This is a genomic window from Escherichia sp. E14S1 (assembly GCF_004211995.1).
In the GTDB taxonomy this organism is placed as follows: Bacteria; Pseudomonadota; Gammaproteobacteria; order Enterobacterales; family Enterobacteriaceae; genus Escherichia.
Map to the genome: position 1 here is coordinate 1 of NZ_RHJQ01000013.1, position 17,196 is coordinate 17,196.

Annotated in this window: 13 protein-coding genes and 1 pseudogene; 6 read left to right on the forward strand and 8 right to left on the reverse strand. The window is 49.3% G+C overall.

Translation table 11 applies throughout. The features are described from left to right. The 4 genes and pseudogenes from D9734_RS15695 to D9734_RS15710 form a co-directional block, all read right to left on the reverse strand. Positions 1-1,532 (reverse strand): annotated as a pseudogene (locus tag D9734_RS15695) (autotransporter domain-containing protein); the annotation flags it as partial. Positions 1,533-2,018: 486 nt separating this feature from the next. Beyond that, positions 2,019-2,342 carry a YdbL family protein gene (locus D9734_RS15700; RefSeq protein WP_130208906.1) on the reverse strand — a complete coding sequence of 108 codons (324 nt, stop codon included), beginning with the start codon at positions 2,340-2,342 and terminating at the stop codon, positions 2,019-2,021. Positions 2,343-2,349: 7 nt separating this feature from the next. Continuing rightward, positions 2,350-2,535 (reverse strand): YnbE family lipoprotein, encoded by a 186-nt coding sequence (locus D9734_RS15705; RefSeq protein WP_000706310.1) that lies wholly within the window; start codon positions 2,533-2,535, stop codon positions 2,350-2,352. Continuing rightward, positions 2,532-5,171 (reverse strand): YdbH family protein, encoded by a 2,640-nt coding sequence (locus D9734_RS15710; protein ID WP_130208749.1) that lies wholly within the window; start codon positions 5,169-5,171, stop codon positions 2,532-2,534. Before D9734_RS15710 ends, D9734_RS15705 begins: the two co-directional genes overlap by 4 nt. Positions 5,172-5,378: 207 nt before the next feature. Between D9734_RS15710 and ldhA the strand changes: the two genes are divergently transcribed. Next, complete coding sequence (gene ldhA, locus D9734_RS15715; protein WP_064527367.1) at positions 5,379-6,368, forward strand: D-lactate dehydrogenase; 990 nt, start codon at positions 5,379-5,381, stop codon at positions 6,366-6,368. A gap of 141 nt (positions 6,369-6,509) precedes the next feature. Then, positions 6,510-6,932: a heat shock protein HslJ gene (hslJ, locus tag D9734_RS15720; protein ID WP_130208751.1), complete on the forward strand. Its 423-nt coding sequence runs from the start codon at positions 6,510-6,512 to the stop codon at positions 6,930-6,932. Here the strand turns inward: hslJ and D9734_RS15725 are convergent. Next, a complete protein-coding gene (locus D9734_RS15725; protein ID WP_130208753.1) occupies positions 6,929-7,195 on the reverse strand; it encodes a DUF333 domain-containing protein in 267 nt (88 codons plus the stop codon). The genes hslJ and D9734_RS15725 overlap by 4 nt on opposite strands. Before the next feature lie 272 nt (positions 7,196-7,467). Here D9734_RS15725 and nifJ point away from each other — a divergent pair, with 272 nt between their 5' ends. The 4 genes from nifJ to ttcA all read left to right on the forward strand — a co-directional run bounded on the left by nifJ (position 7,468) and on the right by ttcA (position 14,161). Beyond that, the gene (gene nifJ, locus D9734_RS15730; protein ID WP_130208755.1) at positions 7,468-10,992 is read left to right on the forward strand and encodes a pyruvate:ferredoxin (flavodoxin) oxidoreductase; all 3,525 of its coding nucleotides are present in this window, start codon (positions 7,468-7,470) and stop codon (positions 10,990-10,992) included. Positions 10,993-11,357: 365 nt separating this feature from the next. After that, positions 11,358-12,476, forward strand: a complete 1,119-nt coding sequence (gene ompC / locus D9734_RS15735) for a porin OmpC (RefSeq protein ID WP_130208757.1) — start codon at positions 11,358-11,360, stop codon at positions 12,474-12,476. 139 nt (positions 12,477-12,615) lie between these two features. Continuing rightward, positions 12,616-13,050, forward strand: a complete 435-nt coding sequence (uspF, locus tag D9734_RS15740; RefSeq protein WP_130208759.1) for a universal stress protein UspF — start codon at positions 12,616-12,618, stop codon at positions 13,048-13,050. A 175-nt stretch (positions 13,051-13,225) separates the two neighbouring features. Beyond that, complete coding sequence (ttcA, locus tag D9734_RS15745) at positions 13,226-14,161, forward strand: tRNA 2-thiocytidine(32) synthetase TtcA (protein ID WP_130208761.1); 936 nt, start codon at positions 13,226-13,228, stop codon at positions 14,159-14,161. 118 nt (positions 14,162-14,279) lie between these two features. Here the strand turns inward: ttcA and dbpA are convergent, their stop codons facing one another. The 3 genes from dbpA to zntB form a co-directional block, all read right to left on the reverse strand. Further along, the gene (dbpA, locus tag D9734_RS15750; RefSeq protein ID WP_130208763.1) at positions 14,280-15,653 is read right to left on the reverse strand and encodes an ATP-dependent RNA helicase DbpA; all 1,374 of its coding nucleotides are present in this window, start codon (positions 15,651-15,653) and stop codon (positions 14,280-14,282) included. A 29-nt stretch (positions 15,654-15,682) separates the two neighbouring features. Beyond that, positions 15,683-15,856 (reverse strand): protein YnaL, encoded by a 174-nt coding sequence (gene ynaL / locus D9734_RS23750; protein ID WP_276320420.1) that lies wholly within the window; start codon positions 15,854-15,856, stop codon positions 15,683-15,685. 274 nt (positions 15,857-16,130) lie between these two features. Continuing rightward, positions 16,131-17,114, reverse strand: a complete 984-nt coding sequence (gene zntB, locus D9734_RS15755) for a zinc transporter ZntB (RefSeq protein WP_130208765.1) — start codon at positions 17,112-17,114, stop codon at positions 16,131-16,133. Positions 17,115-17,196 lie beyond the last annotated feature (82 nt).

The following is a 17,196-nucleotide window of genomic DNA, read 5'->3' on the forward strand; positions in this document are numbered from 1 at the left end:
CCGGTGCCGCCGTTGCTGATGGTGCTGTCGCCTTCGTTATTAACAACCGCCTGGTCGCCGTCGATCTGAATGCCGATGGACTCCGGATCGGTCACGGTCATGGTGCCGTTATTGTCCACCGTCGCGCTGTCGCCGGTGATATCAATCCCGTGACCACCGCCGCTGACATCCAGATCGCCGTCCTGAATAACTTTTCCGTTATTGCCGTTGATTTCCGTGCCGGTGGAGTCTTTACCGTCAACGGTGGTTTTGCCGCCGTTATTCGCCGTGGCGTCGTCACCGTTAATTTGCGTACCGGTGCCGCCGTTGCTGATGGTGCTGTCGCCTTCGTTATTAACAACCGCCTGGTCGCCGTCGATCTGAATGCCGATGGACTCCGGATCGGTCACGGTCATGGTGCCGTTATTGTCCACCGTCGCGCTGTCGCCGGTGATATCAATCCCGTGACCACCGCCGCTGACATCCAGATCGCCGTCCTGAATAACGGTGCCATTATTACCGTTGATTTCCGTGCCAGTGGCATCGTTGCCATCAACGGTGGTTTTGCCGCCGTTATTCGCCGTGGCGTCGTCACCGTTAATTTGCGTACCGGTGCCACCGTTGCTGATGGTGCTGTCGCCTTCGTTATTAACAACCGCCTGGTCGCCGTCGATCTGAATGCCGATAGATTCCGGGTCAGTGACGGTCATGGTGCCGGTATTGTCCACCGTCGCGCTGTCGCCGGTGATATCAATCCCGTGACCGCCGCCGCTGACATCCAGATCGCCGTCCTGAATAACTTTCCCGTTATTGCCGTTGATTTCCGTGCCAGTGGCATCTTTATCGTCAACGGTGGTTTTGCCGTTGTTATTTATTGTGGCATTATCACCCGTAATTATGAGTTCACCATTGTGATTATATTGCCACGTTATTGCGCCATCTGGGCTCACCCCTTCAAGGGCTACGGTATTATTTGCTTCATCAATCTGCCAAAGATTAATCGTTGCCTTACGCCCATTGCTATCTTGCAGAGAAATAGTCCCGTCAGCATTTTCGCTGTAAGTAAAAACGGTATCGCGAATCGTTAACGTTTTTGCTGTTTTATCGAAGATAACGTCATTATTGAACGAAATGGGTTTGGGGGGCGTAGGGGGATCATCTTGACCATCGTCCGGGATTATATCATCTCCGCCAGGCGTTGGCGGAACGGGAGTCTCGTCGGAATCATCATCGGGTGGTGTTGGCGGTACAGGGGCATTGTTGCGATGATGATGATTACCATCGTCGTTTAGTTCGACGACAGCCAGCGCGGTGATTAACGCAAAGGCACCAGAGGCAACCCACGGCATAAGGTTTTGTTGTACTTGTGGAGAACATTCGGGAGGGATTTGCTTTAACGCTTCCGGAGTCAGCTTGTCAGGGTCTGCCGGACAAGTCACATTGGTATTTTTCTTTTCGCCTGTGGCCGTTTCTGTCTCTGTAATATCAGCCGCCCAACCCTGACCACTCAGAGCTAATGCAATACAGGCTGATAATAGGGTTTTCCTTTGCATAATAAATCCTTCTGACAAATATAAAGAATGCCAGGATTTATAAAAATTGTTGAAATCAACAACCTTTACAAATACCTGACCATGAAACATTCAAAAAACATATGCAAGGCATTCTATATTGCTATTTGAACATTATTCAATCTATTTTGTCAGTATCGACTAATTATAGTTTCAATGAATATTTAAATCATAAAAAGATAATTTTTATATATAATTAAAAACCATCTCAATGATGATAAAGATCTCGATATTAAATTCACAAAAAGAATATTATAAGCTCTCAATATTGATTGAGATGATTTATTTAATGGGAAGCAATTCACTATAGTTGCGAACGCATCTCCTTTAAGACATTCATCTTTTTCTCAGAAATGTCGGTGTAATCGATGTTCTCCTTTTCAGCGACACAGTGCACTATGATCTTGTGAACTAATACCCTATTTTTCACCGACTACTACCAAATGGTGTTTGAACTACAGTTGTATGTTATTTCCGTACCCACATACCATTTATGCCCTGCACGTATTCACCGTGTTTTGCCTTTTCCACCAGCTTCGTCCCTGCCAGATTCGCCACTTCCTCCAATGGGATATTATGGCTTTCAGCGAGCTTCTGATAACTCTCTTTCCGTGCCTGGTTGATATTTGCTACCAGCTCGCGTGTTTCCGGATCAGTGCTTATAGCCGCAAGGTAGCCATTATGCCTTTCACCTACCCGCCCCTGACTTCTGGCTTCATTCAGGGTTAATGCCATCGCACTACTGCTCAGCAGACCAATAATCCATACTGCTATGAGTAATGTTCTATTCATCATTACCTCAAAAAAGATCGCTACGGGTTTTGAGCAAATCTTCAACATCTTTGTCCGCCTTGATGATGATCTCGTGCTCAATTTTAACGTTCATATTAATGGTGATTGGCTCTTTCGGTGCAGCCACTTCAATGCGCGGCGTACAGCCAACCAACATAAAAGAGGACGCGAACGCGGCTATCACTATTTTCATTGTTTTTCCTCACACTCTTTTCCTGATGGGCAGCCAGTTTCCGGGAGTCGGGCATTCTGTTCCAGCCATGCCTGGAGATTATCGCCAAAGCGTAAACTGCGCCACAGCGTGAAAATATTCTCTTCATGGCTGTAATTGAGATTTACCGTACCGGTTTTACCATCGACGCGACTATTACCACTGATCGTCGCCTGCATGGTTAACACGCCGAGATTATCTAAATTAATTTTTGTCGATGAACGGCTAATTTCCATATAGCGCAACCAGTTGATGGCAGTTCCTGCGGTCATATTGTCTTTTGCCACTGCATCGGCGGTGTCTTTATCCAGGCGCAAAGTCATGGGACCTGCGTTTGCCAGCCAGCCATCTTTCACAATCCATTTTTCATTGTTAAGCCATAGCGGCAATGCACCACTAAATGCCCCTGACATCGCGAATTGCTTCGGATTGACGGCGCTAACCAGTTCACTGGAAGAGAGATTATTCAGTCGCAACAGCGCCGGATCGTGTTGCGGCATACGTAATTGTTTCATCAGCACGTTACCGCCCAAAACATCAACACTCACATCGGTCAGTAACAAGGGTTCATCTTCGGTCCACGGATAACGGCCCTGAAGATCGGCAGAGATATTTTTTGCCGTCACCAGGTTAACCACTTCAGCAATACGTAATGACACAGGCCGCCGCGTTCCCAGGTGCCACGCACCGTCGGCAAAACGAAATGGCAAAACAAAGTCGACACCGTTGACCTGGTTGTCTGGCATCCACGCGCTGCCACCTTTCAACACGCCATGCCCACCCGCACGGAAGCCCTGCTCAGGCGCAGCAGAAAATGCCACCTGGGCATACAACTCGCCATCGCGTAAGTTCATCTTCCAGTCTGGTGGCACCAGCGGCTGGAATACGGTCAGTGATTGTTTAGGCCACCAGGCGTTGCCGCGCAGGCGAATACCGTCCCAGCGACCATTCACCCGTACCGGACCAATCTCACCAGCATGTAAATCCCCTTTGAAGAGGAAATACGTCGGATCGCGCCCATCGACACTAAATTTTAACGTTGATGGCGGTAACACACTGCCGCCCGTGAAAAGTGTTTGTCCTGCATCCAGCGAAAGCGCGCCACTAAAAGACGGATTCTGGGCGTCGCGCACCCAGACAACGGGTTTATCAAGAATTAAGCGCGGTGTTTCCACGGTCATCGTGCCATATTGCAACTGATCGAACCCGGTTGAGAGATCGGTCAGCGTAATCGTGCTGTCCTGCCACTCACCTTTTCCTGCAACATCCCAGGTGGCGTGCATTGGGGTAAAACTGCCCTTGCCCCAGTAACGCCACTGCCAGCGGCCAGCGTCAGGAAGAAAATCATTCGCCAGTCCATCCATATGCAGCACAAAGTCGCCCAATTCATTTTCATGAGCCTGCAAAATAGCCTGCAAGCGCCCGTCAACGCCACGTTGAGTGACTTTTACCCCTGCTAAAGGCCAACGGATTTCATCGATGTCCAGCGAATCGATGACTCTCCCCTTTGAACGTAATAACGCTCCCGGTTCAAAGGCCAGCGTTGGGTCAGCCAGACTTCCGCTTAAGTAAGCAGGTAAGCGAGCATATAAAATGAGATCTGCCTGCTTCGCTTCACCGGTCAGTTGCAGCGGCATCTGACTGTTATCCATGCTTAATTTTCCTGGGCCGAAATTAAGCACCGCGTTACCCTTACCCGCTTGCCCCTGGGTCAGCACACTCAGTCGACCACTCACCAACGCGTTCTCAAGGCCTGCCTGCCAGTTGTCGACTTTGATACCCAGCCGCCCACTCAGGGGAAAACCTTCATACGGCCAGCTCCAGCGACCATCGCTAACGGTCAACTGTTGACGGGTAATTTCCCACGGCAAATCGAGCAACGGATCGCCGTTATCTCGAGCCATTACAATCAATTGCCCACTATTTTCCTGCCACTCCAACTCGGCATCCACCAGTGACGGTTCCTGTGGCAGGTTCAACGTTGCTGTAGCATGACCACTTACCGGAAGCCCATCCGGCACAAGCGGCATGGTAAATTCTCCCACCAGTTTTACTGGCGGCTGATTTGCAAAGGCGGCAACATCCAGTTCACTGATCGTGAGTTGCTGCCCTTTAAGTTGGCCTTGAAATTTAACTTTTTCGCCCTGATAACGCAGTTGCTGGATATCGGAGGTCAACGATAGAGAGAGTTTTCCCTGCCATTCCTGCCAGGGTGAAAAAATCAGTTTATCAATATTGATCCAGGTGTTAGGCAGCATGGATTGCCACTGCGCAAGAGTTTTCGGTGCGGCTGGCGAGGGTTCTTCCTGTGGCAATTTCGCCAGGCAAGTGGAGTCAAGTTCTACTGTACCGACGTTCAATAACCAGCGACTGGGATGCGAAAGGCTGGCATCGGTGATATGTGCCAACTGGCAATCCGCCACCAAATAACGGAGATCGGGAATAATTAAACCTTTACGCGTAATGCGTGGGCTTTCATCCAATGCAATGCGTGTACCGAGCGGTAGCCAGATACCCGCCAGCGTGGGAACCCACAGCCCGAGCGTCATCAGCAGCGTCAACGGCACAAGAATAATCAGTAATAGCAGCGCGAGAACGGCTTTATATTTACCCAACATGGGTAGTTAATATCCTGATTTAGCGAAAAATTAAGCAGTCAATACAGGTATTGTGGCATGTTTAACCGTTCAGTTGAAGGTTGCGCCTACACTAAGCATAGATGTTCCTGGAATTTTCAATATCGCCATAACTTTCAATTAAATTTTAAATTTTGTAAAATATTTTTAGTAGCTTAAATGTGATTCAACATCACTGGAGAAAGTCTTATGAAACTCGCCGTATATAGCACAAAACAGTACGACAAAAAGTACCTGCAACAGGTGAACGAGTCCTTTGGCTTTGAGCTGGAATTTTTTGACTTTCTGCTGACGGAAAAAACGGCAAAAACCGCCAACGGTTGCGAAGCAGTATGTATTTTCGTAAACGACGACGGCAGCCGTCCGGTGCTGGAGGAGCTGAAAAAGCACGGCGTTAAGTATATCGCCCTGCGCTGTGCCGGTTTCAATAACGTCGACCTCGACGCGGCAAAAGAGCTGGGGTTCAAAGTGGTGCGTGTCCCGGCTTACGATCCGGAAGCCGTCGCTGAACATGCGATTGGTATGATGATGACGCTGAACCGTCGTATTCACCGCGCGTATCAGCGTACCCGTGACGCCAACTTCTCTCTGGAGGGGCTTACTGGTTTTACTATGTACGGTAAAACGGCGGGGGTGATTGGCACCGGTAAAATCGGTGTGGCAATGCTGCGTATACTGAAAGGTTTTGGTATGCGCCTGTTGGCATTCGATCCGTATCCAAGTGCAGCAGCGCTGGAACTCGGCGTGGAATATGTCGATCTGCCGACCTTATTCTCTGAATCAGACGTTATCTCCCTGCACTGCCCGCTGACGCCGGAGAACTACCACCTGCTGAATGAAGCGGCGTTCGATCAGATGAAAAATGGCGTAATGATCATCAACACCAGCCGTGGTGCGCTGATTGATTCACAAGCCGCGATTGAAGCACTGAAAAACCAGAAAATTGGCTCGCTGGGAATGGACGTGTATGAGAATGAACGCGATCTGTTCTTTGAAGATAAATCCAACGATGTGATTCAGGATGATGTTTTCCGTCGTCTGTCAGCCTGCCATAACGTACTGTTCACCGGACACCAGGCGTTCCTGACGGCAGAAGCCCTGACCAGTATTTCCCAGACAACGCTGCAAAATTTGAGCAATCTGGAAAAAGGCGAACCCTGCCCGAACGAACTGGTTTAATTTTGCGGCTCCCCTGCAAGTCAGGGGAGCTTATTCAGATAATCCCCAAAGATCTTTCATCCACTATCCTTAAAATACGTTTGAAGGACGGATAAGGCGCGTCGCGTTGCATCCGGCATATACCTTAAGTTGAGAACCACAATGAAGAAAGTTGCCGCGCTAGTCGCGCTAAGCCTGCTGATGGCGGGATGTGTAAGTAATGACAAAATTGCTGTAACGCCAGAACAGTTACAGCATCACCGTTTCGTACTGGAAAGTGTAAATGGTCAACCTGTTGCCAGCGAGAAAAACCCGCCAGAAATCAGCTTTGGTGAAAAGATGATGATTTCTGGCAACATGTGCAACCGCTTTAGCGGCGAAGGTAAACTTTCGGACGGGGAACTAAAAGTTAAAGGACTGGCAATGACTCGTATGATGTGTGCCAATCCACAGCTTAACGAACTCGATAACACCATCCGCGAAATGCTGAAAGAAGGTGCGCAAGTGGATCTGACCGCGAATCAGTTAACGCTGGCGACCGCAAAACAGACATTAACGTATAAGCTGGCGGATTTAATGAATTAATAATTGCCACAACTTCCGGCGGCAAGCGACTGTTCGCTACAGCGTTTGCCGTTGGGCAATGCACACATCCCGATCGCTGTACCATCCAGTTGACGGGCAACGGAAAGCGAACCGCCAATCATCGCACAATTTGCCTCTCCGCTACTCGACATTGACGCTTTTAAACCTGGGGCCACATGCGCCGCGGTCGCCTGCTGAACAGGTTCACTACTACACGCCGACAACAATAAAACAGCAGCCCCTACGTACAACATTACTCGCATCTTTACTTCCTCAAATCTTTAAGTCCAACGACACCGCCGTAATAATAGGCAGCTCAGGCGGCTACGTCGAGAACTGTATTGTGAATTGCAACGTATTGTTACTATTTTGTGGCTATTTTTTTGTACCGGATTTGATCAAAACATTCATTACGCTGATATAGAGAACACAAAAGCGAAAATGCAGCAGAAAGCCATTTGCTAAAATTAAAAGATTACTACTGGGCGCGCAGCTTTTTCGTGCGCCCCTCATTTGCGCAATGTAAGGGTGTCGTATGATCACAATTGACGGAAATGGCGCGGTAGCTTCGGTGGCATTTCGCACCAGTGAAGTTATCGCCATTTACCCTATTACCCCGAGTTCCACGATGGCTGAACAGGCTGATGCCTGGGCCGGAAACGGCCTGAAGAACGTATGGGGAGATACACCTCGTGTGGTTGAAATGCAGTCAGAAGCTGGCGCTATCGCAACTGTGCATGGTGCTTTGCAAACAGGCGCTCTTTCGACATCATTTACATCGTCGCAAGGTTTACTGCTGATGATCCCGACGCTGTATAAACTGGCAGGTGAGCTGACGCCGTTTGTACTGCATGTGGCAGCGCGTACTGTGGCCACTCATGCGCTCTCTATTTTTGGCGATCATTCAGATGTGATGGCGGTACGTCAGACTGGCTGCGCCATGCTGTGTGCAGCAAACGTGCAGGAAGCCCAAGACTTTGCTCTCATTTCGCACATCGCAACACTGAAAAGCCGCGTGCCATTTATTCATTTCTTTGATGGTTTCCGCACTTCCCACGAAATCAACAAAATTGTCCCACTGGCCGACGACACTATTCTTGAGCTAATGCCCCAGGCAGAAATTGATGCTCATCGCATTCGCGCACTTAACCCGGAACATCCGGTAATCCGCGGTACGTCGGCTAATCCGGACACTTACTTCCAGTCACGTGAGGCCACTAACCCGTGGTACAACGCGGTCTATGACCATGTTGAACAGGCGATGGCTGATTTCGCTGCCGCGACAGGTCGCCAGTATCAGCCGTTTGAGTATTATGGTCATCCGCAAGCGGAACGGGTAATTATCCTGATGGGGTCGGCCATCGGCACCTGTGAAGAAGTCGTGGACGAATTGCTGACCCGTGGCGAAAAAGTGGGCGTACTAAAAGTGCGACTTTACCGCCCTTTCTCCGCCAGACACTTACTGCAAGCATTGCCGAACTCTGTACGTACTGTGGCGGTGCTGGATCGCACCAAAGAGCCTGGTGCGCAGGCAGAACCCCTGTATCTGGATGTAATGACGGCGCTGGCTGAAGCCTTTAATAATGGCGAGCGCGAAACACTGCCACGCGTCATTGGCGGGCGCTATGGTCTTTCATCCAAAGAATTTGGCCCAGACTGTGTACTGGCGGTATTCGCCGAACTCAACGCAGCTAAACCGAAAGCTCGCTTTACGGTTGGTATTTACGATGATGTGACTAATCTGTCACTGCCGTTGCCGGAAAACACCCTGCCAAATTCAGCGAAACTGGAAGCACTCTTTTACGGGCTGGGTAGCGACGGCAGCGTTTCCGCAACTAAAAACAATATCAAAATTATCGGTAACTCCACGCCGTGGTATGCCCAGGGCTATTTTGTTTACGACTCTAAAAAAGCGGGTGGCCTGACGGTTTCCCATCTGCGCGTAAGCGAGCAGCCCATCCGTTCCGCGTATTTGATTTCGCAAGCTGATTTTGTTGGCTGCCACCAGTTGCAGTTTATCGACAAATATCAAATGGCCGAGCGTTTAAAACCTGGTGGCATTTTCCTGCTTAACACACCGTACAGCGCCGATGAAGTGTGGTCGCGGCTGCCGCAAGAAGTTCAGGCTGTGTTGAATCAGAAAAAAGCGCGCTTCTATGTGATTAACGCGGCGAAAATCGCCCGCGAATGTGGCCTGGCGGCCCGTATTAATACCGTCATGCAGATGGCTTTTTTCCACCTGACGCAAATTTTGCCTGGCGATAGCGCCCTCGCAGAATTGCAGGGCGCCATTGCCAAAAGTTACAGCAGCAAAGGCCAGGATCTGGTGGAACGCAACTGGCAAGCTCTGGCGCTGGCGCGCGAGTCCGTTGAAGAAGTACCACTGCAACCGGTAAATCCGCAAAGTGCCAACCGTCCACCAGTGGTATCTGATGCCGCACCTGATTTTGTCAAAACGGTTACCGCTGCGATGCTCGCCGGACTTGGCGACGCCCTCCCCGTTTCGGCGCTGCCGCCAGACGGCACCTGGCCGATGGGCACTACTCGCTGGGAAAAACGCAACATTGCCGAAGAGATCCCTATCTGGAAAGAGGAACTCTGTACTCAATGTAACCACTGCGTCGCGGCTTGCCCACACTCCGCCATTCGCGCGAAAGTCGTACCGCCCGAAGCGATGGAAAACGCTCCGACCAGCCTGCATTCACTGGATGTGAAATCTCGTGATATGCGCGGGCAGAAATATGTGTTGCAGGTCGCACCGGAAGACTGCACCGGTTGTAACCTGTGCGTAGAAGTTTGCCCGGCGAAAGACCGACAAAATCCAGAGATCAAAGCCATCAATATGATGTCGCGTCTGGAACATGTGGAAGAAGAGAAAATCAATTACGACTTCTTCCTGAATTTACCAGAAATCGACCGTAGCAAACTGGAACGTATTGATATTCGTACTTCGCAGTTGATCACTCCGCTGTTTGAATATTCTGGCGCTTGCTCCGGTTGTGGTGAGACGCCGTATATCAAATTGCTCACTCAGCTCTATGGCGATCGGATGTTGATTGCCAACGCTACTGGTTGTTCTTCTATTTACGGCGGCAACCTGCCCTCCACGCCATATACCACTGATGCCAACGGTCGTGGACCGGCATGGGCGAACTCGCTATTTGAAGATAATGCCGAATTCGGCCTTGGTTTCCGCCTGACAGTCGATCAACACCGTGTCCGCGTGCTGCGTCTGCTGGATCAATTTGCTGATAAAATCCCTGCTGAGTTACTGACTGCGTTGAAATCAGACGCCACGCCAGACGTTCGTCGCGAACAAGTCGCTGCTCTGCGCCAGCAACTCAAAGATGTGGCTGAAGCGCATGAACTGCTGCGTGACGCAGATGCACTGGTGGAGAAATCAATCTGGCTGATTGGTGGTGACGGCTGGGCTTACGACATCGGCTTTGGCGGTCTGGATCATGTGTTGAGTCTGACGGAAAACGTCAACATCCTGGTGCTGGATACGCAATGCTATTCCAATACCGGTGGTCAGGCATCGAAAGCCACCCCGCTTGGCGCGGTAACTAAGTTTGGTGAACATGGCAAACGCAAAGCACGCAAAGATCTTGGTGTTAGCATGATGATGTACGGTCATGTTTATGTCGCGCAGATTTCTCTTGGCGCACAACTCAACCAGACGGTGAAAGCGATACAGGAAGCAGAAGCGTATCCGGGGCCATCGCTGATTATTGCTTACAGCCCATGTGAAGAGCACGGTTATGACCTAGCATTAAGTCACGACCAGATGCGTCAACTCACCGCAACTGGCTTCTGGCCGCTGTATCGCTTTGACCCGCGTCGAACCGATGAAGGTAAACTGCCGCTGGCGCTGGATTCCCGCCCGCCTTCAGAAGCTCTGGAAGAAACGCTTCTTCATGAGCAACGTTTCCGCCGTCTGAACACGCAACAGCCGGAAGTGGCCGAACAGTTATGGAAAGATGCCGCCGCTGATTTGCAAAAACGTTATGACTTCCTGGCACAAATGGCCGGAAAGGTGGAAAAAAATAGCACCGAGTAACCTTTCTGGATAACTATTATCCAATTCAAAAAAAAGCCCGAACGAAAGTTCGGGCTTGTCTTTTTATTCGTTGGAAAAACATTAGTAATGCAATGGCCCAACCGAAAATAAAATCTGTGACAATAAAGGCATATAACCCGCGCAGAATAACCCATGCTTTATTAAATGTATAATTTTTATTTTGCATGATTCCCCAAAAACACATTCATCAAACTTATTACTATTTCCAAAGAATTATTTGATTAAGGTTTTACTTAAGGCGTAACAAATGATATTTATCTGCTAACTGAACTTCTCCTTTATGATGTTTTCATTCCCCAAACAGGGGAAATTAAGGCAAATAAAATAACTAAAGGATTTATTCAATGAAAAGCAAAGTACTGGCGCTCTTAATCCCTGCCCTGCTCGCCGCAGGTGCTGCACATGCAGCAGAAATTTATAATAAAGACGGCAATAAATTAGACCTGTACGGCAAAGTCGATGGCCTGCATTATTTTTCTGATAATGCGAATAGTGATGGCGATCAAACTTATGTACGTTTTGGTTTTAAAGGCGAAACTCAAATTACCGATCAACTGGTCGGTTATGGTCAATGGGAATATAACGTTCAGGCTAATGGCTCTGAAAATGATAAAGGCGACTCCTGGACTCGTCTGGCATTTGCCGGTCTGAAATTTGGTGACTTCGGTTCATTTGACTATGGCCGTAATTATGGTGTGATGTACGACATCGAAGGCTGGACAGATATGCTGCCTGAATTCGGTGGCGACTCTTATACCAAAGCCGATAACTATATGACCGGTCGTGCAAACGGCGTCGCTACCTACCGTAACACCGATTTCTTCGGTCTGGTTGATGGCCTGAACTTTGCTGTGCAGTATCAGGGAGCGAACGAAAACCAGGTTAGTCATGAGCAAGAAGGTACGGCAAACGGCGGCAGTCGTAATATTAAGAATGCCAATGGCGACGGTTTCGGTATCTCCTCTACCTACGACTTAGGTATGGGGGTGAGCATTGGTGCTGCGTATACCAGTTCTGATCGTACCAACCAACAGGCTGAATTCTCTACTGCAAAAGGCGATAAGGCTGACGCATGGACGGCAGGGGCAAAATACGATGCTAACAATATCTACCTTGCAACCATGTACTCTGAAACCCGTAACATGACGCCTTACGGCAATTCAGCAAATACGATTGCCAACAAAACCCAGAACTTTGAAGTTACTGCCCAGTATCAGTTTGATTTTGGCCTGCGTCCGGCTGTCTCCTTCCTGATGTCTAAAGGCAACGATTTAGTCGGTACTGATGGCGATAAAGATCTGGTTAAATACGCCGACGTTGGCGCAACATATTATTTCAACAAAAACATGTCCACCTATGTTGATTATAAAATCAACCTACTTGATGATGATGACAGCTTCTACGCTGCGAACGGTATCTCTACCGATGATATCGTTGCTTTAGGTCTGGTATACCAGTTTTAATCTTGCCTGCCCGCCGTTTGGCGGGCATTTTCTTCATATTTCTCCTCCCTTGATCTAAATTAAAAATGTGAACTCCGTCATTACACAAAATGAGTCATCTGGCGTTACACTTTATGCGGATACTAAAACAGGAGGTTTTATGAACAGAACGATTCTTGTCCCTATCGATATTTCAGATTCAGAATTAACTCAACGTGTGATTAGCCACGTTGAGGCAGAGGCAAAGATTGATGATGCAGAGGTTCATTTCCTGACGGTAATACCTTCGCTACCCTACTATGCCTCTCTGGGATTAGCGTATTCCGCAGAGTTACCGGCAATGGATGACCTGAAAGCGGAAGCCAAATCGCAACTGGAAAAAGTCATTAAAAAATTCAAACTGCCGACTGACAGAGTGCATGTCCATGTTGAAGAAGGTTCGCCAAAAGACCGTATTCTGGAAATGGCGAAAAAAATCCCTGCTCACATGATAATCATTGCTTCTCATCGACCGGATATCACCACCTACCTACTCGGCTCTAACGCTGCTGCCGTAGTACGTCACGCAGGGTGCTCAGTGCTGGTCGTGCGCTAACACTAACGCCCGCAGACCGCTGCGGGCTTTTTGATTCATTTCGCAAATGTGCTGACATTTTCCCCTCTAATCCGTACCATACACGCCACAGTTTTTATATCAGATTTCTTATGCTGGGCGTTCCGGCATGACGCATACTTTTCTGATGCCATATAACGAATTGAGTCGCTATTAAATGTCGCAAAATCAAGAAATTAGTAAGAAAGAACAATACAATCTCAACAAATTGCAAAAACGTCTGCGTCGTAACGTGGGCGAAGCCATTGCTGACTTCAATATGATTGAAGATGGCGACCGCATTATGGTTTGCCTCTCCGGGGGCAAAGACAGCTATACCATGCTGGAGATCCTGCGTAATTTGCAGCAAAGCGCGCCAATCAATTTCTCGCTGGTTGCCGTTAACCTCGACCAGAAACAGCCTGGTTTCCCGGAACACGTCCTGCCGGAGTATCTCGATAAGCTGGGCGTTGAGTATAAGATTGTTGAAGAGAATACTTACGGGATCGTAAAAGAGAAAATCCCTGAAGGAAAAACTACCTGCTCGCTCTGCTCTCGTCTGCGTCGCGGTATCCTTTATCGCACCGCAACAGAACTGGGTGCCACGAAAATCGCACTGGGTCACCACCGCGACGATATCCTGCAAACACTGTTCTTAAATATGTTCTACGGTGGCAAGATGAAGGGGATGCCGCCGAAACTGATGAGCGATGATGGCAAACATATCGTGATTCGTCCGCTGGCCTACTGCCGCGAAAAAGATATTCAGCGTTTTGCCGATGCGAAAGCGTTCCCGATTATTCCGTGCAACCTGTGCGGCTCGCAGCCTAACCTGCAACGTCAGGTGATTGCCGATATGCTCCGTGACTGGGATAAGCGTTATCCGGGACGTATCGAGACAATGTTCAGCGCGATGCAAAATGTAGTGCCGTCTCATCTGTGCGATACCAGTCTGTTCGATTTCAAAGGCATTACCCACGGTTCAGAAGTGGTTAACGGCGGTGATCTGGCGTTTGATCGCGAAGAGCTGCCACTACAACCGACGGGCTGGCAGCCTGAAGAAGACGAAAATCAGCTGGATGAACTGCGGCTGAATGTGGTTGAAGTGAAATAATCAGGATAACGCCCGATGCGTAAGATTATCGGGCTACTCTTATGCATGCCGGATAAGACGCGGCCAGCGTCGCATCCGGCGAGATGTTTAGCCTTGCATCAGGCAATTCAACATTTCGTTATTTTAATAACCGTACCCGGCAAGTTTTTCCTTTAATCTTGCCGCCCTGTAACTGCTTCCATGTCTTATGAGCAACAGCCTGTCGCACAGCGACATAGACATGCGCTGGGTGCACGGTGATTTTGCCAATATCTGCGCCATCCAGCCCGATATCTCCTGTCAGCGCGCCTAATACATCACCGGGACGCATTTTGGCTTTTTTCCCACCATCGATACACAACGTTGCCATTTCTGCCTCCAGCGACACAATGTCCCTGCTGGCTGGTAACGTTTGCCAGTTAAGTTTCATCTGCAACATGTCGGCAATGATATTAGCGCGCTGTGCTTCTTCTGGCGCACAGAAACTGATTGCCAGACCGCTATTCCCGGCACGCGCCGTACGCCCGATACGATGCACATGAACTTCAGGATCCCACGCCAGCTCAAAGTTCACCACCAGCTCAAGCGATTTAATATCCAGACCACGCGCAGCGACATCGGTCGCTACCAGCACACGAGCGCTACCGTTGGCAAAACGAACCAACGTCTGGTCGCGATCGCGCTGTTCCAGATCGCCATGTAACGACAATGCACTTTGCCCCACTTCATTCAGTGCGTCACACACAGCCTGGCAATCTTTTTTGGTGTTACAAAACACCACACAAGACGCTGGCTGATGCAAACTTAATAACCGTTGCAACAACGGAATTTTGCCCTTGCTGGATGTCTCATAAAATTGTTGTTCAATAGGCGGAAGAGCATCTGTTGTGTCTATTTCAATCGCCAGGGGATCTCGTTGTACACGACCGCTTATCGCGGCGATCGCTTCCGGCCAGGTGGCAGAGAAGAGAAGCGTCTGGCGAGAAGCTGGCGCAAAACCGATGACTTCATCAATTGCGTCGCTAAACCCCATATCTAGCATACGGTCGGCTTCATCCATGACCAACGTATTCAACGCATCTAACGAAACAGTGCCTTTTTGCAGGTGATCCAGCAAACGCCCCGGCGTTGCCACGATGATATGCGGCGCGTGTTGCAGTGAATCGCGCTGAATACCAAACGGCTGACCGCCGCATAAGGTCAAGATCTTGGTATTTGGTAGGAAACGCGCCAGCCGACGTAACTCCCCTGCGACTTGATCCGCCAGTTCACGAGTCGGACACAGCACTAAAGCCTGAGTCTGAAACAGCGACGCATCAATTTGCTGTAACAACCCAAGGCCAAATGCCGCGGTTTTTCCGCTGCCGGTTTTCGCCTGCACGCGAACATCTTTTCCAGCAAGGATCGCCGGAAGTGCGGCGGCCTGCACCGGTGTCATGGTTAAGTAACCCAACTCATTAAGGTTAGTGAGCTGGGCGGGAGGCAAAACGTTCAGGGTAGAAAAAGCGGTCACAATCTATTCTCGTGGTCATCAGCGCAAAGTTAGCAGGCGCGTATCCTCGCAGATCTACGCTCACGTTGCGACAATTTAATCGGTTCTTCATCGGGCGGCGGGTCGGGCATAGGTTGTGGACGAGGGATTGGCTCGGGGACTGGGACGGGATCGCCAGGAATCGGTTCAGGGACAGGAATTTGCAAATAAATGAGTGTCATCATATTTCCCTTTGGTCATTGGGTAGACTCTTAAAGGGTAGACGTTGACAGATAACAGACAAAAAAAAGCCGACTTATCTAAGTCGGCGTCGTACGAATCAATTGTGCTATGCAGTAATTCAAAAAAGGAAGTAAGACAATATGGAGCGCAACGCCCATCGCTTGACGTTGCATTCACCTGCGTGGAAGATATTGCCCTGATTGGGTAGAGAGTTTATTGACCTCGCTCAAACTTTACGGCGTTTTTGTATACAGAAACCCGGGGAAATTGCTTTTGTTACAACCATTTACTACGATGCAACCATAAAGCAACACCACCAATAAGAACAACTAACAGAATACAAAAAAGCGAAAAACCAAATTGCCATCCTCCACCTGGAATACCGCCGAGGTTAACGCCAAATAACCCGGTTAAAAATGTACTGGGTAAAAAGACCATTGCCATCAATGACATTGTGTAAGTACGGCGGGCTAAATTTTCCTGCATCACTTGGGCGATTTCGTCCGCCATCACGCCAGTTCTCGCAATGCACGCGTCAATCTCATCCAGACCGCGCCCAAGACGGTCAGCAATATCCTGCATTCGGCGCCGTTGATCGTCATTCATCCAGGGCAGGCGCTCACTGGCAAGACGAGCATAAACATCTCGCTGCGGCGCCATATAGCGACGCATAACAATGAGTTGTTTTCGTAGTAGTGCCAGGAAACCGCGCGGCGGAATTTGTTGATCAAGTAAATTATCTTCCAGGTCGATAATTTTATCGTGCAGTTGCTCTATAAACTCATTGGAGTGATCGGTTAATGCATCACACACATCCACCAGCCAGCCTCCGCAATCAGTCGGGCCGGTACCCTCTTCCAGATCGCTAACTACATCGTCTAACGCCAGTACTTTACGTTGTCGGGTCGAGACAATGAACCGACCGTCCATATAAACACGCATGGCGACCAGCTGGTCGGGACGTTCATCAGTACTGCCATTAATGCAGCGCAACGTAATCAACGTCCCTTCACCAAGACGGCTGACTCTGGGTCGCGTGCTTTCCCCTGCCAGCGCGTCACGCACGTTATTTGGTAGCAATGGTGTCGTTGCCAGCCACTGCGCGCTGTCATGGTGCACATAATTAAGGTGGAGCCAGCAGGGATGCTCTTCATCTATCTCATCTGTATTTTCCAGCGGTTTAACGCCGCCTTTACCATCCAACATCCAGGCAAATACTGCATCCGGTACATTTATGTCCGCTCCCTTAATCGTTTCCACAGTGCCTCCATTATCAATGCTTTATTTTGTAGTCTAGTCTTCTGGTCATCTTACGCAACATCTCCTCACCCCATTACCCTGA

Excerpts from the sequence above, each read along its gene's own strand:
- D9734_RS15700 (WP_130208906.1), bottom strand. The coding sequence starts at position 2,342 with ATGAATAGAACATTACTCATAGCAGTATGGATTATTGGTCTGCTGAGC.
- hslJ (WP_130208751.1), top strand. The coding sequence starts at position 6,510 with ATGAAGAAAGTTGCCGCGCTAGTCGCGCTAAGCCTGCTGATGGCGGGA.
- ldhA (WP_064527367.1), top strand. The coding sequence starts at position 5,379 with ATGAAACTCGCCGTATATAGCACAAAACAGTACGACAAAAAGTACCTG.
- ompC (WP_130208757.1), top strand. The coding sequence starts at position 11,358 with ATGAAAAGCAAAGTACTGGCGCTCTTAATCCCTGCCCTGCTCGCCGCA.
- ttcA (WP_130208761.1), top strand. The coding sequence starts at position 13,226 with ATGTCGCAAAATCAAGAAATTAGTAAGAAAGAACAATACAATCTCAAC.
- nifJ (WP_130208755.1), top strand. The coding sequence starts at position 7,468 with ATGATCACAATTGACGGAAATGGCGCGGTAGCTTCGGTGGCATTTCGC.
- D9734_RS15705 (WP_000706310.1), bottom strand. The coding sequence starts at position 2,535 with ATGAAAATAGTGATAGCCGCGTTCGCGTCCTCTTTTATGTTGGTTGGC.
- D9734_RS15710 (WP_130208749.1), bottom strand. The coding sequence starts at position 5,171 with ATGTTGGGTAAATATAAAGCCGTTCTCGCGCTGCTATTACTGATTATT.
- D9734_RS15725 (WP_130208753.1), bottom strand. The coding sequence starts at position 7,195 with ATGCGAGTAATGTTGTACGTAGGGGCTGCTGTTTTATTGTTGTCGGCG.
- ynaL (WP_276320420.1), bottom strand. The coding sequence starts at position 15,856 with ATGATGACACTCATTTATTTGCAAATTCCTGTCCCTGAACCGATTCCT.
- uspF (WP_130208759.1), top strand. The coding sequence starts at position 12,616 with ATGAACAGAACGATTCTTGTCCCTATCGATATTTCAGATTCAGAATTA.